This is a genomic window from Novosphingobium sp. 9U, from assembly GCF_902506425.1.
Taxonomy (GTDB): Bacteria; Pseudomonadota; Alphaproteobacteria; order Sphingomonadales; family Sphingomonadaceae; genus Novosphingobium.
Genome location: NZ_LR732504.1, coordinates 379,907 through 401,220 on the forward strand (window position 1 = coordinate 379,907; position 21,314 = coordinate 401,220).

The following is a 21,314-nucleotide window of genomic DNA, read 5'->3' on the forward strand; positions in this document are numbered from 1 at the left end:
CGCAGGCTTAGTTCTGGCTCAGATCGCCACGCGGATGATCTTGGAACAGAATGCGCAGTCGACCGGGATCGTTCCATCCGGGTCGCGCATCTCGGCGCGTTGCTCCTCGGGGAAGCGCGATAGTACCGACTGGTAGTGCTCCACCGTGCAGCGGCACCCGCGCGACAGGAGCGACAGGGGATCGACCCGTACCTCGCGCTCCTCATGGAACAGCCGGATCAGCAGATCCTCCAGCGACAGAGTCGGATCGACAAGCTCGTCGTGCCGGGTGCTGCCGGCCATGATCGCGACATGCTCCCACTCGGGATGGTCGTCCTTGGCATGCAGCCGCTCACGCCCTTCCTCGCCTTCTGGGAAGTGCTGGACCAGGAGGCCGCCGGCGACGCAGTGCGCGCCTTCGGAGCGGATCGCCACGCGCAAGAGCGTGGGCACCTGCTCCGATTGTGCGAAGTATGCCTCGCACGCGCGGGTCAGCGAGTCGCCCTCCAGCGGAACAATGCCTTGGTACCGCTCTTCACTGCTGGCGAGATCGAAGGTAATCGCGAGGTACCCCTCGCCGAAGAGAGTCTCCAGTCTTGGGCTGGTGCCCGCCGCCTTCGCCTTCTCGGGATCGTGGCTGACGTAGCCCCGCAACTCGCCCCGCAAGTAATCGCACACCAGCAGGTCGATCGCACCGCCCTGCGCCTGCGCCTGGAAGGTGAGCTGGCTGTCCTCCTCCTTCATCAGCGAGCCCATAAGCGCGGTGAGCACCAGCGCTTCGGCCAGCAAGTGCTTGATGGCCGGCGGATAATCGTGCGCCGAGAGGATCGTCTCCAGCGTCGGCCCAAGCCGCAGCACCCGGCCGCGCGCATGGCGGTCGGGGATGGTGAAGCCCAGCACCTGGTCGAACCCGACGCGCTCCGAACGGATCAGATCGTCCTCGTGGCTCACAGCTGCCCCAGGGCCCAGCGCAGGATCGACTTCTGCGCGTGAATGCGATTCTCCGCCTCGTCCCAGATCGCCGACTGCGGACCGTCGATGACCTCGGCCGTCACTTCCTCGCCGCGGTGTGCCGGCAGGCAGTGCAGGAACACAGCACCGGGAGCGGCGCGCGCCATCAGCGCCGCGTCGACCTGGTAGGGTGCCATGGCCGCCAGGTGCACATCGCCGCCGACCTGGCCCATCGAGACCCAGGTGTCGGTGACCACGACTTGCGCACCGCGGATTGCTTCGTCCACGTCCTGCGTCAGCAATACCGAGCCGCCGGCGGCCTGTGCCGCGGCGATGAAGGCGGGATCGGGCTCGTACCCTGTCGGACCGCCAACGCGCACGGTGAACTTCATCAGACCGGCTGCTTCGACCAGCGAGTTGGCGACGTTGTTGCCGTCACCCAACCAGGCGACCTGCAGCCCAGGAAGTGCAAAGCCACGCTCGATGACGGTGAGCAGGTCCGCGACGATCTGGCACGGGTGCGACAGATCGGTGAGCCCGTTGATCACCGGCACGTCGGCATAGTGCGCCAGTTCCTCAATCTTGGCGTGATCGTCGGTGCGGATCATGATCGCATCGACCATGCGGCTGAGCACGCGCGCGGTATCCGCCACGGTCTCGCCACGGCCGAGCTGGGTGCTGCCCGATTCCATAATGAGCGCACTGCCGCCGAGCTGGCGCATGGCCATGTCGAAGGAGACGCGAGTGCGCGTCGAGTTCTTCTCGAAGATCATCGCCAGCACATGGCCGGCGAGCGGCGCGTCCGCATCGGGGCGGCCCTTGGCCCAGCCCTGGCGCGCAGCCTTGCGGTCGAGCGCGTCGTTGAGCATCGCGGCGACGGCATCGCCGCCGGCATCGGTCAGGCCGATGAAATGCCGCGGATTGCTGGCGGGCCCGCTCATGCCGCTTCTGCCGGCTGGTAGCTGGCGGCGGCGGCCGAAAGCTTTTCCATGAACTCTTCGATGTGGCTGTCATCGATGACGAGTGGGGGCACCACGCGCACCACGTTCTCACCGGCCGAGACGGTGAGCAGACCGTGATTGTCCCGCATATGCGCCACGAACGCACGCGGTTCGATCTTCATCTTGAGACCGATGAACAGCCCGCGGCCGCGGACCGAATCGAACAGCTCGGGATAGTTGCCCAGAAACTGCTCGATGCGCGCGCGGAGGCGATCGCCCTTGGCCCGTACGCCAGCGAGGAATTCCTCCTCGGCGATCACGTCGAGCACCGCTTCCGCCGCGGCCATCGCAAGCGGGTTGCCGCCGTAGGTGGACCCGTGCGTGCCGGCGCCCATGCCGCGCGCCGCCTTCTCGGTTGCCAGACAGGCGCCGAGAGGAAAGCCACCGCCGATGCCCTTGGCCGTCGCCATGATGTCTGGCGCGATGCCAAACTGCTCGTAAGCATAGAACGTACCAGAGCGGCCGACGCCGCTTTGCACTTCGTCCAAGATCAGCATCAGCTCGTGCTCGTCGCACAGCGCGCGCAGGCCCTGGAGGAAGGCAGCGTCGGCGATGCGAATGCCGCCTTCACCCTGGATCGGCTCGACCAAGAAGCCGGCCGTGTGCGGGCCTATCGAAGCCTTGGCGGCTTCGAGATCGTTGAACTCGACATAGCGGAAGCCGGGCATCAGGGGCAGGAAGCCCTTGTGCATCTTCTCCTGGCTCGATGCGCTGATCGTCGCCAGCGTGCGGCCGTGGAAGGCGTTGTTGAAGGTGATGATCTCGAACCGGTCGGAGCCCGCCGATTGGTGATAAGCGCGCGCGGTCTTGATCGCGCACTCGACCGCCTCGGCGCCCGAGTTGGTGAAGAACACGGTGTCGGCGAACGTCAGGTCGACGAGGCGCTGCGCCAGGTGCTCTCCTTGGGGGCTGCCGTAAAGGTTCGACACGTGCATTAGCGTCGCCGCCTGCTTCTGGATCGCGCCGATCAGAACTTCGTGCGAGTGGCCGAGCGCGTTCACCGCGATGCCGCTGGCGAAATCGAGGAAACGGCGGCCGTCCTCGCTGATCAGATGGCAGTGTTCGCCGCGCACGGGGCGAACGTCGCACCGGGGGTAGACAGGCATCAGCGGAGTGATCGACATGGCCGGTATCCTAGGTCTTGGGCAGTGTGGTGCTCATTTGGGAATCGCAAACGACAAATGGCGGCCCATTACGGACCGCCATCTGCGCGCATTTAGGTGTTTGCAGCCCTGCGGTCAAACGACCGCAGGTAGTGCGGGCAGGATCAACCCTGGCGCGGAACGAGGTTGACCGCCGAGTACTTGCCTCGTCGATCCACTTCGATGTCGAACTCGACGCGATCGCCTTCGTTGAGCCCGGACATGCCCGAGCGCTCCACCGCGCTGATGTGCACAAACGCGTCGGGCTGGCCATCGTCACGGGTGATGAAGCCGAAGCCCTTCATGGAGTTGAAGAACTTGACGGTGCCGGTCGCCTTGTCGCCGGTGAGCTGACGCTGCGGCGCGGAATCGCGCGGAGCCTCGTCCCGCTTCTCGACGGGGATGACGTCACCGACCACGACGAGGTCGCTGGCCGAGATCTTGCCACCACGGTCGACCAGCTGGAATTCGAGCTGCTGACCTTCGGCCAGGCCTTCCAGGCCGGCACGCTCCACCGAGCTGATGTGCACGAACACATCGTCGCCGCCTTCATCGCGCTGGATGAAGCCAAAGCCTTTGGCTGCGTTGAAGAACTTTACGACGCCCTTGCCCTGGCCGACGACCTGGGCAGGCATGCCGCGACCACCGCCGCCGCCGCCACCGAAGCCGCCGCTACGCTGACCGCCACCGAAGCCGCCGCCACCACCGCCGCCGCCAAAGCCGCCGCTGCGCGGGGCACCGCCGCCGAAGCCGCCGCCGCCGCCGCCGCCGAAGCGATCACCGCCGCCGCCGCCGCCACCGCCGAACCGGTCCTGGCCCGCGTAGAAGGGATCGAAGCCACCTTCATCTTCGCCGAACCGATCGCGCTTGTCGCGTCCCCTACCGCGACGTCCTCTGTCAAAACCCATCTCTACGAACAAACCTCGATGCGCCCCATAAGCAGTCGCCCGGCCGCGTGGACGAACCGCGCCGGGCGTCAGGGCAAGTGACCCGCAGCACGCGGCCTTTTCCTGCAATTCGCGCTTATATACGAGTCGCAAGTCCTTGGCGAACAGAAATGCGTGGGTTTTCGCTGCACTTGTCGAAATGAACCGAGGCTGTGCTAGGAGCAGGCGTCCTTTCCGCCCTTCGGGCGATGCGCAGGAGCCAAGTACCGCCATGTTTCGCAAGCTTACCGAAACCATCTATGCCAGCCCCCAGATCGGCCTTGCCGAGGTGGAGCAGGCCAAGGCGCTCGGCATCACGCTGATCGTCAACAACCGGCCAGAAGGCGAGAGCGAGGATCAGGTTGCCGGTCCCGAGATCGAAGCGGCCGCCCAGGCTGCGGGGATCGACTACGTGGCGATACCCGTCACTCACTCCGGCTTCTCGCAGCAGCAGGTGACGGCGATGGCCGATGCGCTGGAACGCACGCAAGGGCCGGTGCTTGCGTATTGCCGCTCGGGCACGCGCTCGACCCTGCTGTGGGCGCTCGCCCAGGCGAAGGCCGGGGCCGATCTCGACGACGTGGCCGCCAAGGCAGCGCAGGCCGGGTACGACGTATCGCCGGTGCGCCAGATCATGGACGTGCTCGCCGCCTCGGCACGCTGAACGTCTTCCAGATTGCCGAACGAAAAGAGGGCCGGAGCGGCTAGCTCCGGCCCTTTTCAAGTTTGTGTTCGCAGGAGGAACATCGGATGGCGGGGTCCGATAGGAGGAGAGGAGGAGTAACCGGCCCCCGCCAAGCTCTGGAAGATCAATAGTTGTAAGCCCGCTCACCATGGCTGGTGATGTCGAGGCCGGCGTTCTCGTCCTCGATCGAGGGACGCAGACCGATGGTCTTGCCGACGATGAAGTACAGGATGGCCGAGATCACGCCCGAGTAGACCAGGGTGAACAGCACTGCCTTGATCTGGATGAAGACCTGGCCGCTGATCGAGTAGGTCTCCGGCTTGAAGGCCGCCGGGAACGCGGTGTAGTCGAACACGCCCTGCCCGCCGAGGGAAGGTGCCGCAACGATGCCGGTGGCGATGGCGCCGACGATGCCGCCAATGCAGTGCACGCCGAACACGTCGAGGCTGTCGTCGTAGCCCAGCTTGATCTTCACCTTGGTGACGAAGACGTAGCAGATCGGCGAGACGATCAGACCCAGCACGATCGAGGTCATCGGCGCGCCATAGCCCGCAGCCGGGGTGATCGCGACCAGACCGGCGACGGCACCGGTGGCAGCGCCCAGCATGCTGGCCTTGCCGTGGTGGAACTGCTCGACGAGCGACCAGGCAACCGCTGCTGCGCAAGTGGCAAGCATGGTGTTGACGAAGGCGACCGCGGTCACGCCGTTGGCTTCCAGGTTGGAACCGGCGTTGAAGCCGAACCAGCCCACCCACAGCAGCGAGGCACCGATCATGGTCATGACCAGCGAGTGCGGCGGCATCGGCTCCTTGGGATAGCCATGGCGCTTGCCGATGAAGAGGCAGCCGACGAGACCCGCGATACCGGCGTTGATGTGGACCACGGTACCGCCGGCGAAGTCGAGCGCACCCCAGCCCCACAGCAGGCCATAGTCGGTCGGAGCATCGGCCAGGAAGTCCGGGCCGGCCCAGTACCACACCATGTGCGCCATCGGATAATAGACCAGGATCGACCACAGCACGACGAAGACCAGCAAGCCGCTGAACTTCACGCGCTCGGCAAAGGCGCCGACGATGAGGGCGGGCGTAATCATCGCGAAGGTCATCTGGAAGACCACGAAGACCAGTTCGGGGATGTAGACGTTGTTGGAGAACGTCGCGCCCACGGTGGTGGCATCGACGCCGATGAGGAAGGCCTTGGAGAGCCCGCCGAAGAAGTGGTTCTCACCGCCTGAAGTGAAGGCGATCGAGTAGCCGACCGAGGCCCACAGCAGGCCCGCGACCGAAACGATCATGAACACCTGCATGCAGACGCTCAGCATGTTCTTGGCGCGCACCAGGCCGCCGTAGAACAGGGCGAGGCCCGGGATCGACATCATCAGCACGAGCGCGGCGCAGATCAGCATCCAGGCGGTGTCACCCTTGTTGATCATGCCGGCGGCGGCGGTGGCGTCAGGAGCCTTGATCGGCCCGGCTGCCTGCGCCCAGGCAGCTGTGGCGACGCCGAGCGACGCGATCGTCGCACCGATGCCGCTAAGAAGCTTGCGGTTCATCATGGATACCCCCCTCAGAGCGCGGTGTCGCCGGACTCGCCGGTGCGGATGCGCACGGCCGAGGCCAGGTCGAGAACGAAGATCTTGCCATCGCCGATGGCCTCGGTGCTGGCGACCTGCTGGATCGTCTCGACGATCTTGCCCGCCAGATCGTCCGGTGCGGCGACCTCGATTTTCACCTTGGGCAGCATGTTGGTCGAGTACTCCGCACCGCGGTAGATCTCGGTCTGCCCCTTTTGCCGCCCGAAGCCCTTCACCTCGGAGACCGTCATGCCGGCGACGCCGATGGCGCCGAGGGCTTCCCGGACTTCGTCGAGCTTGAACGGCTTGATGATGGCGATGATGAACTTCATGCCTATCCCCTGTTAGCCCCCGGCCGCATGCCGGTGAGCTAGGGATAGCAAGCTGTGTGCCAATTTACTTTTCGGTAGGAAAACAGCGTGGCTGAAAAACCCAGTCGTCGCCCAGCGGAATAACTCCGCCCGATTCCTGAGCAGAGTGCTTAATTTTTAGGCAGGTTGAGCGAGGCGAACACGGGCAGATGGTCCGAGCCCACCGCCGACAACGCGCTGCGATGAACCCCGGTTCCCACGACCTCGCACCCTGCGGACACGATGATGCGATCGAGTGCTGCGACCGGGCGGCGAGAGGGGAAGCTGCGGCCGGGCGCCAGGACTTGCCATGTTCGGTCGAACTCGCGGAAGCAGCCGCCGTGGATCGCCCAGTCGTTCATGTCGCCCATCAACACGGTGGGCATCGGTTGCGTGCAGCCCGCCGCATGCGCGAGGACGCTGCGCACTTGATGGCGGCGGCGCAGGCCCGAGAGGTCGAGGTGCATGCCGACGACCCGGATGGTCTGCCCCCCGATCCGCAAGTCGGCACGGATCGCCCCCCGCGGCTCCAGCACCGGCAGCGGCACCGGCGCGGCCTCAATGAGCTCGATACTGCGTCGGATCAGCAAGGCATTGCCGTGCCAGCCCAGGCTGTCTGGCTTCATCGACAAGGGCACCGGCTTGTAGCCGGAGTGGTGGATCGCCTCGAGCGGGAGTACGCTCATCCGCCGGCCATACCGCCGGTCGACCTCCTGCAATGCGATCACGTCGGCATCGATCTCGTGCAGGATGGCAAGGATGCGATCCGGATCGCGCCGGCGGTCGAGCCCGACGGCCTTGTGAATGTTGTAGCTCGCTAAGGTGATCGGCACAGGGCTGGCGGTTCGCAAGACAGAGAGGGTGCGGCTTGGGGTCCCCACGCCGCTCGACCCCATAAAGCGCCGTCGCGGTTCCTGTTCCGCAACGGGTCGCTCGGGCAGGTCTAAAGGGCAGCGGCACGATTGTCCTGCCGGCGTGTTCCTGTGTGCGATGAGCAAGAAGCAGGATGCGCAGGACGCCGGCGAGGCCCTGCTCGATATCGATCACAAGGCACATGCCGCAGCCGAGCAGAAGCGCGGCAGCCTGACCGTGCGCGTCGCCGGCATGCTGAGCGACATCGGCGACCAGCCGCAGGCGCGGATGCTATGTGCCGGCGTTTTGCTGCTGGGGCTGGCGCGACGCGACGCTCGGTTGTTCGGCGCGGGTGCCCGCATGCTCGTCGCGCACGAACTGGCTACAGCGGCCAAGAGCGCGGTCAAGCACCGGGTGGACCGCCGTCGCCCGCGTAGCGCGTCCGATCGCGACGATGAAAAGCCGCGGCCCGGCCACTCGCGTGACAAGGAGGACAACAGCTTCCCGTCCGGCCACAGCGCCGGCGCCATGGCGATCGCGTCTGCCTATGCCGCGGTCTACCCGCAGCACCGGGTACCAGCGCTGCTCGGGGCCGGCGCGGTGGCGGCGGCGCAGATCCCACGTTGCGCGCATTATCCCAGCGATGTCGGCGCGGGGCTGGCGATTGGGGCAGCGTCGAGTGGGGTGGTGAGCCTGGTGTGGCGGATCGTGCTTAGGCTTACTCGCTTGCCGGTCTGAGCTGCCACCAGTGCACCCCCCCATCCCGTTCGTGTCGTGCGAAGAAGGGAGTGGCAGGACGGGGTGAGGCCGGTTTGAGCCTTACCGCTCCTTCGTGGCGCTGAACGCCAGATCCGGGTTGCGTTCCTGCTGGTAGTTCACGTCCCAGGCCGAGCGCGCCATGAACACCGGATCGCCATCGCGGTCGCGTGCCAGGTTCATCTTGTTGAAGTCGGCAAACGTTTTCAGCGCCGCATCGGTGCCTTTCAGCCAGCGGGCGGTGTCGAAGGGCGCGGGCTCCAGCATCGCTTCGACCTTGTACTCGGCTTCGAGCCGCGAGATGAGCACTTCGAGCTGGAGCTGGCCGACGACGCCGACGATCCACTGCGAGCCGATCTCCGGATAGAACACCTGGATCACGCCCTCTTCTGACAAGTCGTCGAGCGCTTTGCGCAACTGCTTGGTCTTGGTCGGGTCCTTCAGCTGGACGCGGCGCAGGATTTCGGGCGCGAAGTTGGGCAGGCCGGTGAAGCGCACATCGTTACGCTCGGACAGGGTGTCGCCCACACGCAAGGTGCCGTGGTTGGGGATACCGATGATGTCGCCCGGCTCGGCGCTGTCGGCGATCTCGCGGTCCTGCGCGAAGAAGAGGATGGGAGAATGCACCGCGATCGGCTTGCCCAGACCGGAGGGCGTCAGCTTCATGCCGCGCTTGAAGGTGCCCGAGACCAGCCGCATGAAGGCAATGCGGTCACGGTGCATCGGGTCCATGTTGGCCTGAACCTTGAAGATGAACCCGGTGACTTCGTCCTTGGACGGCTCGATCGTGCCCTGCTCGCTGGGCTGCGGGCGCGGCGGCGGAGCATAGCGGGCGATTGCATCGATCAGCTCCGCGACACCGAAGTTCTTGAGCGCGGAGCCGAAGTAGACCGGTGTCAGGTTGCCGGCGCGGTACTGGTCGAGGTCGAATTCGGGATAGCCACCTTGCGCCAGCTCCATCTCGTCCGCGACTTCGGTCGGCAGAGTGACGTCCTGATCGACCTTGCCGAGGAACTCACGGCTGGGGCCGTCAGGACGGCTGACCTTGCCAGTCTCCAGGTCGTAGATGCCTTCGAACACGCCACCCATGCCGACCGGCCAGGACATCGGACAGACATCGAGCGCCAGCATGTCGGCCACTTCGTCCATCAGGTCGAAGCAGGCGCGGCCCTCGCGGTCGACCTTGTTGATGAAGGTGATGATCGGCACCGAGCGCAGACGGCAGACCTCGAACAGCTTGCGTGTCTGCGGCTCGATGCCCTTGGCCGCGTCGATCACCATGATCGCCGAATCGACCGCGGTCAGCGTGCGGTAGGTGTCCTCCGAGAAATCCTCGTGGCCCGGGGTGTCGAGCAAGTTGAAGGTGATGCCCTGGCGCTCGAAGGTCATGACCGAGCTGGTCACCGAGATGCCGCGCTGCTGCTCGATCTTCATCCAGTCGGAGCGAGCGCGCCGCGCCGCGCCGCGGGCCTTGACCTGGCCGGCCAAGTGGATCGCGCCACCTTGCAGCAGCAGCTTCTCGGTCAGCGTGGTCTTACCCGCGTCGGGGTGGGAAATAATGGCGAACGTGCGCCGGTTGTCATGGGAACTCATGCGCGGCCCATACTGGTGCCAGGCCACTCTCGCAACGTTACGATCCCGGCAGCGGTCAGCCCTCCCGCGCGACCTGGAAGCCGGCGAAGGACTGGTTCACCGGCATGATCTCCAGCGCGTTGATGTTCACATGCGCCGGCTGGCTGGCGACCCACAGCACGACATCGGCGATATCGGACCCGGTCAGGGGGTTCACACCGGCGTAGAAGCTGTCAGACGCCGCCTGGTCTCCGCCATTGCGCACCACGGTGAACTCGGTTTCCACCATGCCCGGCTCGATCGAGGTCACCCGTACCCCGGTGCCTGCAAGGTCGGAGCGCAAGCCGAGCGCGAACTGGCGCACGAAGGCCTTGGTGCCGCCGTAGATGTTACCACCGGTGTAGGGATACGTCGCCGCCACCGAGGACAGCATGACGATCGCACCCGTGCGCTCGATCAGTTGCGGAAGGAGCTTGTGCGTCAGCGAGGCGAGCGCCGTGACGTTGGTGTCGATCATCGTGCGCCAGGCGTCGAGATCGGCGTCCTGCGCCTTGGAGCTGCCCACGGCCAGGCCGGCGTTGTTGACCAGGCAGTCGATGCCGCGGAACGCTTCGGGCAGATCGGCCAGCGCGGCATCGCGTGCGGCGTCGTTGCGGACATCGTAGACGCAGGGCTGGAAGCGATCGCCAAGCTCAACGGCCAGAGCCTCCAGCCGCTCGGCCCTGCGTCCGGTGCCGACCACCTGCCAGCCGGCGCCGACGAAGGCGCGGGCACAAGCCTCGCCAATGCCCGAGGTGGCGCCGGTGATGAGTGCGGTTTTCATGTGGTCTCCTGCATCACGGTCACATCCATGCGGAAGCTACGCGTCTCACCCGGCGCGAGCGAGACGACGCCCGGCTTGTCGCGGAAGTCGCCTTGGTAGCCCACCGGATCGGCGATGCCCTGCCACGGTTCGATGCACAGGTAGTTCGCCCCTGGCTTCTGCCAGATGCCCAGCATGGGCGTGTCCGGGAACGCGATCTCCAGCGAGGCTGCGGCCGGGGCACCGAACCGCACCGACCGGCTGGTCAGGTGGTCCCAGATCAGCGCGTCTGCTTCGAAGAGTGCCGCGTCGGGTGCCAGCGTGTCGCCTTCGACCGGCGTCGCGGATGTCTGTTCCAGCACCAGACCGCTGTCAGGATCGATGCGGCGGATCGGCTGCGGCTCGGGATCGGCGAAGACCACGCGATGGTCCTGCTTCGCGGCACCACCCGGCAACGGCCAGGCAAAAGCCGGATGGTAGCCGAAGCTGAACGGCAGGGGCTCGTCACCGGTGTTCTTTACGCGGCTCTCCACCTTCAGCGTCGTGCCCGCGAGCCGGAACAGCAAGTCGAGAGCAAAGGCAAAGGGGTAGGACGTGCGGGTCTGCGCATCATCGGTGAGCCGGAGGTGGACACTGTCCGGCTCCGCGGCGAGCACCGCAAAGCGCGAGTGCCGCGCGAAGCCGTGCTTGGGCAGCTCGTACGTCCGCTCATCCAGCCGATAGCGCCCGTCGCGCACCATGCCGACGATCGGGAACAGGATCGGCGCATGCCCCGTCCAGAACGCCGGGTCGGCATCGGTCATGTACTCGCGCCCGCGAGCATCGGTGAGCGACCACAGCTCCGCACCCAGGGGATTGATGCCCGCGGTCAGCTCGGCCGAAGCGATCGAGACGAGTTCGGTCACACCCATCACCCCCGCAGCGTGGCGCCGAGCTTGGCGGCGGCGGCGGTGACCTTGTCGGCGATCGCCTTCAAGTCCGCCTCGGCATAGCTCTTCTCGCCCGGCTGCAGCGTCACCTCGATGCCGAGCGACTTGTGACCCTCGGGCACGCCGGCACCGCGGAAGTCGTCGAAGAGGCGGGCGGCAACGATGTTCGCCTTGTCCGCGCCCTGCACCGCGCGCACGAGGTCGGCAGCAGCCAGCGCGGCGGGCACCAGGAACGCGAAGTCGCGGGTCACGGCCTGCAGCGCCGGCGGCACATAGGCCTGGCGGGCGAACCCGCTCGCAGACTTGCGCGCGGGGATTGCATCCAGGAACAGCTCGGCGATTGCGACCGGACCTTCCAGGTCGAACTGGCGGGCCATCGCTGGGTGCAGCATGCCGAAGCGTGCCAGCACCGTCTTGGGCCCGAGCCGCAAGGTGCCCGACTGGCCGGGATGGAACTGCGGCCCCGCCTCTCCCATGATCTGCAGCTTGTCGACCGGCGCGCCCGCCTCCGCCAGCAGCGCCAGTGCCTCGGCTTTGGCATCGTACGCGTCGAAGCTCGCCGCTTTGCCTGACGCCCAACCGCGCGCGACTTTCTCGCCGGCAAGGACCAGGCCCAGCGCCAGGCGCTCCTCGCTGGCGCCGCCGGCCCCACGCAAGTAGCGGCGACCCAACTCGAACAGGCGCAGGCTCTTGGCCCCCCGATCGAGGTTGCGCTTGGCGGCCGAGAGCAGACCCGGCAGCAAGGACGGGCGCATCGCCTTCATGTCCTCGCTGATCGGATTGGCCAGCGTCCACACCTGACCATCGGCGAAGTGCTCGGCCTCGGCCACCGGCAGGAACGACCAGGTCACCGCCTCGTGTAGCCCGCGAGCCGCGGCGGCGCGGCGCACCCGGCGCTCCAGCTTCTGCGCGGGCGTCGCGGTCGGGCGTGCGACGCCCTCGGCGCGCGGCAGAGGAACACTTTTCACCTCGTCGATGCCGTGGATGCGCACCACTTCCTCGACCAGGTCCGGCGCGCCATCGATGTCGGGACGCCAGCCCGGCACGGTGACGATCCAGCCCGCGTCGAAGCCTGCCTCTTGCGCGACCACGCCGAAGCCGAGGCTCTCCAGGATCGCCTGCTGGCGCTGGGGCGAAACGGCGATGCCGCCGAGCCGCTCGGTCAGCGTGGGATCGAAGTGGATCGTCTTGGGCGTCGTCGGCGCCGCGCCGGCCCGTACGACTTCGGAGGGCTCGCCGCCGCACAGTTCCAGGATCAGGCCCGACAGGATGGCGAGCCCCGCATCGAGGAAGCCGGGATCAATCCCACGCTCGAACCGACTGCGCGCATCGGATGTCAGGTTCAGCTTGCGGCCCGTGCGGGCAATCTGCTCCGGATCGAAGTAGGCGATCTCCAGCAGGACGTCGGTGGTCGTCTCCTCGCAGCCCGAGTGCTCGCCGCCCATGATGCCGGCAATGTCGTGCACGCCTACCTCATCGGCGATTACCGTCATGTCGGGGTCGAGGGCATAGGTCTTACCGTTGAGCGCGGTGACCTGCTCGCCCTCTTGGGCACGGCGGGCCACGACCGCACCGGTCAGCTTGGCCAGATCATAGGCATGCGCCGGACGGCCATAGGCGAGCATGACGTAGTTGGTCGCGTCCACCAGCGCCGAGATCGGGCGCTGCCCGGCGGACGTGAGGAAGTCCTGCAGCCACTGCGGCGAGGCTCCGTTGCGCACGCCCTTGATCACGCGACCGTAGAAGGCGGGGCAGCCCTCCGGATCGTCGGTGCGGATCGCGACCGGGCACGGGAAGGTGCCGGCGACCTGAGCTTCGGGTACCGGCTTCAGCGTGCCGAGGCCCTTGGCCGCAAGATCGCGGGCGATGCCGTAGACGCCCATGCAGTCGGGCCGGTTGGGGGTGATCGACACGTCGATGACCGGATCGACACCGCGGTAATCGGCGAAGGCCTGACCGATGGGCGCGTCCTCGGGCAGTTCGATGATGCCGTCGTGATCCTCGCCCAGCTCCAGCTCGCGCGTCGAGCACATCATGCCGTTCGATTCGACGCCGCGGATCGCGGACTTCTTCAGCTGCAAGCCGTTGGCCGGCACCACCGCGCCGGGCAGGCCGAGCACGCCGACGAGGCCGGCGCGCGCGTTCGGTGCGCCGCAGACGATCTGCAGCGAGTCACCGGCACCGGCATCGACGGTCAGGACCTGCAGCTTGTCGGCATCGGGGTGGCGCGCGGCGGTGAGGACCCGCGCGACCTTGAAACCGGCCAGCTTGGCGCTGGGATCCTCCACCCCTTCGACTTCGATGCCGATGGCGTTCAACGCATCGTAGATCGCCTCGACCGAGGCATCGGTGTCCAGATAACGGCGTAGCCAGGAAAGCGAAAACTTCATCGGGATACCTTTAGGCGGCAGTGCCGACGCCGGCCGACAGGGTCGGCACGTCGAGCGCGGAGAAGCCGTAGTGCGAAAGCCAGCGGACATCGCCGTCGAAGAAGGCGCGCAAGTCGTCCATGCCGTACTTCAGCATGGCAAGCCGATCGACGCCGGTGCCGAAGGCGAAGCCCTGCCATTCGTCAGGGTCGAGCCCGGCGGCGGCGATCACCTTGCGGTTGACCATGCCGCTGCCCAGCACTTCCATCCAGCCTTCCGAGCCGCCGACCACGCGCTTGCCATTGACCATGGTATAGCCAACGTCGACTTCGACAGAGGGCTCGGTGAACGGGAAATAGCTCGGGCGCAGGCGCAGCACGACGTCGTCGCGCTCGAAGTAGGCCTTGAGGAAGGTCTCCAGCGTCCACTTGAGGTGGCCGAGGTGGATGCCCTTGTCGATCACCAGGCCTTCGATCTGGTGGAACATCGGCGTGTGCGTCGCGTCGCTGTCCGAGCGATAGACCCGGCCCGGAGCGATCACGCGGATCGGCGCACCCTGTTCGATCATGGCGCGGATCTGCACCGGCGAGGTGTGCGTGCGCAGCAGCATTTCGCGGCCCTGCTCGTCGCGATCGGGGAAGTAGAAGGTATCGTGCATCGCGCGTGCCGGATGGCTCTCGGGCATGTTGAGCGCGGTGAAGTTGTGCCAGTCGTCCTCGATCTCGGGTCCGGTCGCGACGGCGAAGCCCAGGTCGGCGAAGATCTCGGCCAGCTCGTCCATTACCTGCGATATCGGGTGGACGCTGCCGCGCGGGGTCTCGAGCGCAGGGAGCGTCAGGTCGATCGTCTCGGAGGCGAGCTGCGCTTGCAGCGCGGCATGCTCCAGCGCGGCCTTGCGCTCCGCCAGCGCCTCGGTGACGCTTTCGCGCAGGGCGTGGATCTTGGGCCCCTCGACCTTGCGCTCGTCCGGACTCATGGCGCCAAGAGTTTTGAGCAGGGCGGAGATGTCGCCCTGCTTGCCGAGGTGCTTGACGCGCAGCGCCTCGACTTCGTCGAGCGAGCCGGCGTAGCCTATCGAAGCCAGGATCGTATCTACATCAACCACAAGACACTCACTCTTCGTCAGCCGGCTACGTCAGGCGGTGCACGCCGTAGGACTTCGTGGACCTGTCTAGCAACCCCTCGCGATGCGGCGGGAGAGAGACAAGAAAAAGGCGCGGGAAGCTTTCGCCGCCCGCGCCCTTGTCTGTTTTGCTGAGCCAGCGCGCTTACGCGGGGAGCGCGGCCTTGGCCTGTGCGATCACCGTGCTGAACACGCCGCCTTCGTTCATGGCGAGGTCGGCCATGGTCTTGCGGTCGAGCTCGATCCCGGCGAGCTTCACGCCGTGGATGAACTGCGAGTAGGTCAGGCCTTCGTTGCGCACGGCAGCGTTGATGCGCTGGATCCACAGGGCGCGGAAAGTCCGCTTCTTAACCTTACGATCGCGGTACGCGTACTGGCCGGCCTTTTCGACGGCCTGGCGCGCGACGCGGATGGTGTTCTTGCGACGACCCCGATAGCCCTTGGCTTGATCGAGGATCCGCTTGTGCTTGGCGCGGGTGGTAACACCCCGTTTGATACGGCTCATTGTCTATGCGCTCCTAATCAGCCCAGCCCGTAGGGCGCCCACTTCTTGATCGTCTTCGCATCGGCGTCGGAGATGACGTCGGTGCCGCGATTCTGGCGGATGTACTTGGCGTTGTGGCTGATCAGGCGGTGGCGCTTGCCGACGACGCCGTGCTTCACCTTGCCGGTGGCGGTGAGCCGGAAGCGCTTCTTCACGCCGCTCTTGGTCTTCAGTTTGGGCATTTTCGTCTCCTTCGTCGGGGACACGTACGGCCGGCCCTGGCAGCCCTTTTCGCCAGGCCGGCGCGCGAATCTCTATTGGCGAGATGCGATCGTGCCGATTGAAGGGCGCGCGCTTAGCGATGTGTGGGGTGGAAAGCAAGGAAGAAGAGGGCTGCGTAGGTCGCGCGAGCGGCCGGCGCTTGCGCCAGAAAACGAAAGCGGCCCGTCCCCCCAGTCAGGACGAGCCGCTCGCATTACCCCCCACGGGTACTCGGACGAAAGGATCAGGCGGCTTCGGCCTCGACGTCGGGATCGCGCAGCACGTAGCCCCGGCCCCAGACGGTCTCGATGTAGTTGGCGCCGCCGCAGGCATGCGCCAGCTTCTTGCGCAGCTTGCAGATGAACACGTCGATGATCTTCAGCTCAGGCTCGTCCATGCCGCCATAAAGGTGGTTCAGGAACATTTCCTTGGTGAGCGTCGTGCCCTTGCGCAAGCTGAGCAGCTCGAGCATGGCATATTCCTTGCCCGTCAGGTGGACGCGGGCGCTGTCGACTTCCACGGTCTTGGCGTCGAGGTTCACCACCAGCTTGCCGGTCTTGATCACCGACTGCGAGTGACCCTTCGAACGGCGCACCACGGCGTGGATGCGGGCGATCAGCTCTTCGCGGTGGAACGGCTTGGTGACGTAGTCGTCCGCGCCGAAGCCGAAGGAGCGCACTTTGCTGTCCATCTCGGAGATGCCGGAAAGGATCAGCACCGGCGTCTGCACCTTGGCCACGCGCAGCTTCTTCAGCACGTCGTAACCATGCATGTCAGGCAGGTTCAGATCCAGCAGGATGATGTCGTAGTCATAGAGCTTACCGAGATCGAGGCCCTCTTCGCCAAGGTCGGTGGAGTAGACGTTGAACCCCTCCGCTGTCAGCATGAGCTCGATGGCTCGGGCGGTTGTCGGCTCGTCCTCGATCAACAGCACACGCATTCGAATTTCCTTTGGTTGCCCCGAAGTGTGCGACCTTTCGCGCTCCGAAAGAGTGCTGCCGCGAATTAACCATGAGACGTATGAAGATTAAAGGTTAATTCGTTGTAAACGCCAGGACCGGGATACGACACATGCGAGTGGTGGCTTTTCAGTCACTTGATGGGCTTGATGCGCGGCTGATTGAGTGAGGGCAAGCGTTGCGCGCGTAAAGGGTTGAGTGAACCGTGACGGGCAGCCGGCGGGCTTCGACAAGCTCAGCTCTGGCAATGTGGTGCCTGGCGCGAAGCGTAGCAGCCGACCTCGCAGCCTGACTCAAGCCGGCACTGCGGCAGCCTCAACCCGCATCGCCCGCCGCTGCGCCACTCGCCCGGCGAGCTTGGGCTCCACGCGGCGCAAGTAGGTCCACAGGCCGCATTGGACCCCGATCAGCATCAGGATGAACGGCTGAAAGGCAATTCCCACGAACAGCGAACCGAACATGTAGATCACTTGCGCCAGCTGCAGCGAGACCGCGAGCGGTGCTTGCCATTGCTCGTCCGGGCCGGTGCGCTTGCGCCAGCGGCGGCGGATCATCTCCATCTGCACCAGGCCGGACACCTGCAGCGTCAACCATAGCAGGAAGCCCGGCACGCCCTGCTCACCCAGCATCTCGAAATAGCTGGAGTGGAAGGCGCGGCTGCTGTCTTCCTGCGTCTGGGTGGTCAGGATGGTGGTGTTACCGCTCGTCTGCGCCACTACGGTTTCGAAGCGCAACGTGTTGCCGAGGTAAACCTCGAAGCCGCCACCGAACGGATGGCTGCCGACATAGCCGAGCGTCCATTTCCACACCGCCAGGCGCGTGCTGGCGGACTTGTCGGACTGGTTGTTCTCGATCGTGCCCATGCGCTCTGTATAGGACGCGGGCAGGAACGGCACCGCCAGCGCCACCGCGCCCGACATGAGCGCGACGATCAGGAATCGGTGCTTGGCCGTGCGCAAGTACAGCACGGCAAGGATGCCGAGGCAGATCAGGCCGGTGCGTGCCTGGGTGCCCACCGGGATCAGCGCGCAGGCGAAGATGAGGGCGACGGCGAAGGTCCAGACGCGCCAGTCTGATGGAAACACCGTGCCGTGTTTGGCCATCCACAGGATCAGCGGAATGATCGCGATCGCCACGCAGCTGATGATCGAGCCTTCGTAGAGCCCCGTGTTGTTGTCGACGAAGAAGCGCAGCGCGCCGTAGCCGCCACCGCCACACAGCGTCTTGATCGCGCCGTCGATGATGATCGCGCTGGCCGCCAGAACCATGACCAGAATCACCGCTTCGATCCGCAGCCGCGTCCGCAAGGTCAGCGGCAGGAACATGGCGAACACCAGCGCCTTCCACACCCACGACCACTTCTCCGCGGCCTCCTTGGGGAAGTCGGCCGTGATCGTCGAATACCCGCAGTAGAGCAGCAGAAGGAAGATCATTCCCTGTCGGATGGAGAAGCGCGAATCGGTCTTGTCGTCGAAGAACAGCCAACCGGCGAACGCGGCGGCGAAGAAGATCAGCGACGTCGGAATATGCGAGAGGATGCCCCAAGAGATGATCTGCGGCGCGACGATGTCGACGTAGAGATAGGCCAGCACCCACAGGAACGGCCGCTTGCAGCCCAGTGCCAGGTAGAAGCAGAGGAACGCCGTGAGGCACAGGTCGATCACGCCGGCGGCTCCGATTCGCTGCCGGGTTCGACCTGCGACAGGCCCTTGCGGCGCCAGCCGAACGGCCGTTTCGCGCCGCCCTCGTGGTCGAGGTCGTCGCGCAGGAACAGCCGGATGCCGGCCAGCACCAGCAGCCCATGTGCAACGGACAAGGCGAACATGTCGACCATGGCCGGCAGCGTTAGCTGGCTCGAGTTGACGGCGCGTTAAGCGTTCCTGCGCTAGACAATCGCCATGATCAGGGTCCTCCACGTCCTCGACCACTCGCTGCCGATGCACAGCGGTTATACTTTCCGCACGCGTGCGATCCTGAAGGCGCAGCAGCGGCTCGGCATCGAAGTGCGCGGCATCACCGGCCTGCGTCATACGATGCCGAGCGCGGCGGCTGAAGAAGCTGACGGACTGCTGTTCCACCGCACGGCGGGTCAGGCGAGCGGCATGTCGGGCCTGCGTGAATGGCGCGAGGTCGGCCTCTTCGCCGATGCCATCGAGCGCGTGGTGGAGGACTGGCGCCCCGACGTGATCCACGCCCACTCCCCCGCGCTGTGCGGCCAGGCCGCCCTGCGTGTCGCCCGCCGCCAGGACATCCCGCTGGTCTACGAGATCCGCGCCTTCTGGGAGGATGCGGCGGTCGGCAATGGCGTCACCAAGGCTGGATCGCTGCGCTACCAGCTGACGCGGCGCCTGGAAAACTTCGTCGTCGGCCATGCCGATGCGATCGTCACCATCTGCGAGGGCCTGCGCGGCGACCTGATGGCGCGGGGCATCGCCCCTGAGCGAGTCACCGTGGTGCCTAACGGCGTCGACCTCTCGCTGTTCGGGGCACCGCCCGAGCCGGACATGGCGCTGGCTCGCGAACTCGACCTGCTCGACGCCCAAGGCAACCTTCGCCCGGTCGTCGGCTTCATTGGCAGCTTCTACGACTACGAAGGGCTCGACATCCTGATAGAGGCGATGAAGCTGCTGGTGCGCTATCATCCCGAGGCACGGCTGCTGCTCGTCGGCGGGGGACCTTGCGAGGAAGCGCTGCGCCGCCAGGCGTCCGAGTCGCGCGAGGCCGAGGCCATCCGCTTCGTCGGCCGCGTGCCGCACGATCAGGTCGAACGCTATTATGCGCTGACCGACATTCTCGCCTTCCCGCGCAAGCACAGCCGCCTGACCGACCTCGTCACACCCTTGAAGCCGCTGGAAACGATGGCGCAGGGCAAGATCGTCTGCGCCTCCGACGTGGGCGGCCACCGGGAGCTGATCCAGGACGGCGTGACCGGCCGCCTGTTCGCGCCCGACGATGCCCAGGCCTGCGCCGGTGCGCTCGCCTCGCTGCTGACTCATCGCGGACGCTGGCCGGTTATGCGCGACGCTGGACGCCGGCACGTCGAAGAGCGCCACGACTGGGCACGCAATGCTGCGCGTTATCAACTTGTTTACCAAGCTCTCCTAGGCCTGACCGCTCAACCGAGGCTGGGGGCAGCCGCCTAGACCCGTTCGTGGCCAGGCTCTCCCTGCAGTCGCTGATGCAATTGGGGTAAGACTTTGGCCGACGCAAAGCGCAGGAAACCGGCAGCCAGCCCGCCGATCACCAGCCATCCGCTGTTCCCGGTGACGGTCGTCCTGTGGTTCGGTGCGCTGTTCGGGCTTACCAGTGTTGCGATTCGCACCGGCCTGATCGAGCATGCGGTGCTGGTCACCGGCATCGATCGCGTGATCCCCATGGCCGCTCCGCCGCTCGGCACCACCACCCGCATTCTGCTGGCGCTGATGATGACGGCGATCGGCTGCCTTGTCGGTCTCCTCGTCGCCCGGCGCCTGGCGAAGCCCGCACCGCAAGCTGTCGCTCGCCGTCGCCGCTCGACCACTTCGACGGCTGCAGCCGATGACGGTGAATCGCCCGTCGCGCTGTTCGGCGCCGCGCGCCAGGCGGAACTCGCCGACGAGCCGGACGACGATGCGGAGGAGCCGGAGCATCAACCGGCGACTCGCCGCCGCCAACTGGCCGTGATCGCGCAAGAAGAGCGCTTCGACGATCACGCTCCGGTGCCCGGGGCCTCACCCATCCTCAACGTTGCCGATCTCGAGATCGAGAGCTTCGATGCAGCGCTTGATGAGGAGGTGTGGATCCGCCGTAGCGAGCCGCTGCAGCTCGCACCGCGAGAGCATGCCGAGGCCATCGAGGCAGAGCCTATGCAGGCCGAGACTACGCAGGCCGAGCACTCCGAACCGGAAGAGCCGAAGCCTGCCAACCGCCTGTTCGATGCCTACGTCCGTGCCGCTCCGGTCCGAACGGCTGAGAAGGACGACGTGCCGACACCCGGTTTCGAGCTTCTGCCGCGCGAAGACGAGATCGTCGGCGCCGAGCCCGCCGTCATCGCCGACGAACCCGTGGCACACACGATCGACGTCGAGGAAGTTGCCGCACCGGCCAGGGACATGACCGCCGCCGAGCGGATCGCGTCCGCTCCGCTCGACACGCTCTCGCACCTGGAACTGCTGGAGCGCCTGGCGCTCACCATCGCGCGCCGCCGGGCGGCGAATGGCCAAACCTGCGAGCCGACCGCTGCGATCGAGGCGCCTGAGATGCCTCTCAAGCCGCCCGCCAAGCCGGTCCTGGACCTTCCTGTGGGGCTGCGCGCTGTGCCGACCGATCCGCACGACGATGCCCTGCCCGGCTACCTTCCGCCGCGTCATATCGGTCGCAGCGACGATGACGCGCTGGATGCCGGCTATGTGTCACTGCGGAGCCTGACCCGCCCTGCCCTGGCGGAGACCGGCGAGAACACGCAAGGATCGACGGCCCTTCAACAGTCGGATTCGAACACGGCGTGGACGTTCGATGCTCCCACAGCGGCGGGCGATCGTACCGAGCAGGCGCTGCGCGCCGCGCTTGCCACGCTGCAGCGGATGAGCGGCGCCGCCTGAGGTCCGCCTCCCTCGCTCGC

At 66.2% G+C, this 21,314-nt stretch carries 21 protein-coding genes; 4 read left to right on the forward strand and 17 right to left on the reverse strand.

The window, feature by feature from the left end:
- Positions 1–18: 18 nt before the first annotated feature.
- The 4 genes from GV044_RS18625 to GV044_RS22665 form a co-directional block, all read right to left on the reverse strand.
- Positions 19–930 carry an Hsp33 family molecular chaperone HslO gene (locus tag GV044_RS18625; RefSeq protein ID WP_201299151.1) on the reverse strand — a complete coding sequence of 304 codons (912 nt, stop codon included), beginning with the start codon at positions 928–930 and terminating at the stop codon, positions 19–21.
- A complete protein-coding gene (gene argF / locus GV044_RS18630) occupies positions 927–1,871 on the reverse strand; it encodes an ornithine carbamoyltransferase (protein WP_159873624.1) in 945 nt (314 codons plus the stop codon). The genes GV044_RS18625 and argF overlap by 4 nt, the downstream gene beginning before the upstream one ends.
- On the reverse strand, positions 1,868–3,055 hold the full coding sequence (locus GV044_RS18635; protein WP_159873626.1) for an aspartate aminotransferase family protein: 1,188 nt from the start codon (positions 3,053–3,055) through the stop codon (positions 1,868–1,870). Before GV044_RS18635 ends, argF begins: the two co-directional genes overlap by 4 nt.
- Before the next feature lie 143 nt (positions 3,056–3,198).
- Positions 3,199–3,981 (reverse strand): cold-shock protein, encoded by a 783-nt coding sequence (locus GV044_RS22665; protein ID WP_159873628.1) that lies wholly within the window; start codon positions 3,979–3,981, stop codon positions 3,199–3,201.
- A 250-nt stretch (positions 3,982–4,231) separates the two neighbouring features.
- Here GV044_RS22665 and GV044_RS18645 point away from each other — a divergent pair, with 250 nt between their 5' ends.
- Positions 4,232–4,663, forward strand: a complete 432-nt coding sequence (locus tag GV044_RS18645; RefSeq protein ID WP_159873630.1) for a TIGR01244 family sulfur transferase — start codon at positions 4,232–4,234, stop codon at positions 4,661–4,663.
- A 145-nt stretch (positions 4,664–4,808) separates the two neighbouring features.
- Here the strand turns inward: GV044_RS18645 and GV044_RS18650 are convergent, their stop codons facing one another.
- The 3 genes from GV044_RS18650 to GV044_RS18660 all read right to left on the reverse strand — a co-directional run bounded on the left by GV044_RS18650 (position 4,809) and on the right by GV044_RS18660 (position 7,440).
- Positions 4,809–6,239 carry an ammonium transporter gene (locus GV044_RS18650; protein WP_159873632.1) on the reverse strand — a complete coding sequence of 477 codons (1,431 nt, stop codon included), beginning with the start codon at positions 6,237–6,239 and terminating at the stop codon, positions 4,809–4,811.
- Positions 6,240–6,250: 11 nt separating this feature from the next.
- The gene (locus tag GV044_RS18655) at positions 6,251–6,589 is read right to left on the reverse strand and encodes a P-II family nitrogen regulator (protein WP_159873644.1); all 339 of its coding nucleotides are present in this window, start codon (positions 6,587–6,589) and stop codon (positions 6,251–6,253) included.
- 149 nt (positions 6,590–6,738) lie between these two features.
- A complete protein-coding gene (locus tag GV044_RS18660; RefSeq protein ID WP_159873646.1) occupies positions 6,739–7,440 on the reverse strand; it encodes an endonuclease/exonuclease/phosphatase family protein in 702 nt (233 codons plus the stop codon).
- 157 nt (positions 7,441–7,597) lie between these two features.
- Here GV044_RS18660 and GV044_RS18665 point away from each other — a divergent pair, with 157 nt between their 5' ends.
- Positions 7,598–8,197 (forward strand): phosphatase PAP2 family protein, encoded by a 600-nt coding sequence (locus tag GV044_RS18665; protein ID WP_159873648.1) that lies wholly within the window; start codon positions 7,598–7,600, stop codon positions 8,195–8,197.
- Between the two features lie 81 nt (positions 8,198–8,278).
- Here GV044_RS18665 and GV044_RS18670 read toward each other — a convergent pair whose 3' ends face one another.
- The 10 genes from GV044_RS18670 to GV044_RS18715 form a co-directional block, all read right to left on the reverse strand.
- On the reverse strand, positions 8,279–9,808 hold the full coding sequence (locus GV044_RS18670) for a peptide chain release factor 3 (protein WP_159873650.1): 1,530 nt from the start codon (positions 9,806–9,808) through the stop codon (positions 8,279–8,281).
- Between the two features lie 55 nt (positions 9,809–9,863).
- Positions 9,864–10,610 carry an SDR family NAD(P)-dependent oxidoreductase gene (locus GV044_RS18675; RefSeq protein WP_159873652.1) on the reverse strand — a complete coding sequence of 249 codons (747 nt, stop codon included), beginning with the start codon at positions 10,608–10,610 and terminating at the stop codon, positions 9,864–9,866.
- The gene (locus GV044_RS18680) at positions 10,607–11,500 is read right to left on the reverse strand and encodes an aldose 1-epimerase family protein (protein WP_159873654.1); all 894 of its coding nucleotides are present in this window, start codon (positions 11,498–11,500) and stop codon (positions 10,607–10,609) included. Before GV044_RS18680 ends, GV044_RS18675 begins: the two co-directional genes overlap by 4 nt.
- Positions 11,500–13,908, reverse strand: a complete 2,409-nt coding sequence (gene pheT, locus GV044_RS18685) for a phenylalanine--tRNA ligase subunit beta (protein ID WP_159873656.1) — start codon at positions 13,906–13,908, stop codon at positions 11,500–11,502. The genes GV044_RS18680 and pheT overlap by 1 nt, the downstream gene beginning before the upstream one ends.
- A gap of 10 nt (positions 13,909–13,918) precedes the next feature.
- Positions 13,919–14,992 (reverse strand): phenylalanine--tRNA ligase subunit alpha, encoded by a 1,074-nt coding sequence (gene pheS, locus GV044_RS18690; protein ID WP_159873658.1) that lies wholly within the window; start codon positions 14,990–14,992, stop codon positions 13,919–13,921.
- 163 nt (positions 14,993–15,155) lie between these two features.
- Positions 15,156–15,515 (reverse strand): 50S ribosomal protein L20, encoded by a 360-nt coding sequence (rplT, locus tag GV044_RS18695; protein WP_159873660.1) that lies wholly within the window; start codon positions 15,513–15,515, stop codon positions 15,156–15,158.
- 17 nt (positions 15,516–15,532) lie between these two features.
- A complete protein-coding gene (rpmI, locus tag GV044_RS18700) occupies positions 15,533–15,736 on the reverse strand; it encodes a 50S ribosomal protein L35 (RefSeq protein ID WP_058735573.1) in 204 nt (67 codons plus the stop codon).
- A 263-nt stretch (positions 15,737–15,999) separates the two neighbouring features.
- Positions 16,000–16,695 carry a response regulator transcription factor CtrA gene (gene ctrA / locus GV044_RS18705; protein WP_159873662.1) on the reverse strand — a complete coding sequence of 232 codons (696 nt, stop codon included), beginning with the start codon at positions 16,693–16,695 and terminating at the stop codon, positions 16,000–16,002.
- 312 nt (positions 16,696–17,007) lie between these two features.
- Positions 17,008–18,378, reverse strand: coding sequence for a DUF5935 domain-containing protein (locus GV044_RS18710; RefSeq protein WP_159873664.1), 1,371 nt, complete (start codon positions 18,376–18,378; stop codon positions 17,008–17,010).
- Positions 18,375–18,548: a hypothetical protein gene (locus GV044_RS18715; RefSeq protein ID WP_159873666.1), complete on the reverse strand. Its 174-nt coding sequence runs from the start codon at positions 18,546–18,548 to the stop codon at positions 18,375–18,377. The genes GV044_RS18710 and GV044_RS18715 overlap by 4 nt, the downstream gene beginning before the upstream one ends.
- A gap of 64 nt (positions 18,549–18,612) precedes the next feature.
- Between GV044_RS18715 and GV044_RS18720 the strand changes: the two genes are divergently transcribed.
- Positions 18,613–19,857, forward strand: coding sequence for a TIGR04063 family PEP-CTERM/XrtA system glycosyltransferase (locus GV044_RS18720; protein WP_159873668.1), 1,245 nt, complete (start codon positions 18,613–18,615; stop codon positions 19,855–19,857).
- 54 nt (positions 19,858–19,911) lie between these two features.
- Positions 19,912–21,294: a hypothetical protein gene (locus tag GV044_RS18725; RefSeq protein ID WP_159873670.1), complete on the forward strand. Its 1,383-nt coding sequence runs from the start codon at positions 19,912–19,914 to the stop codon at positions 21,292–21,294.
- The last annotated feature ends 20 nt before the right edge of the window (positions 21,295–21,314 follow it).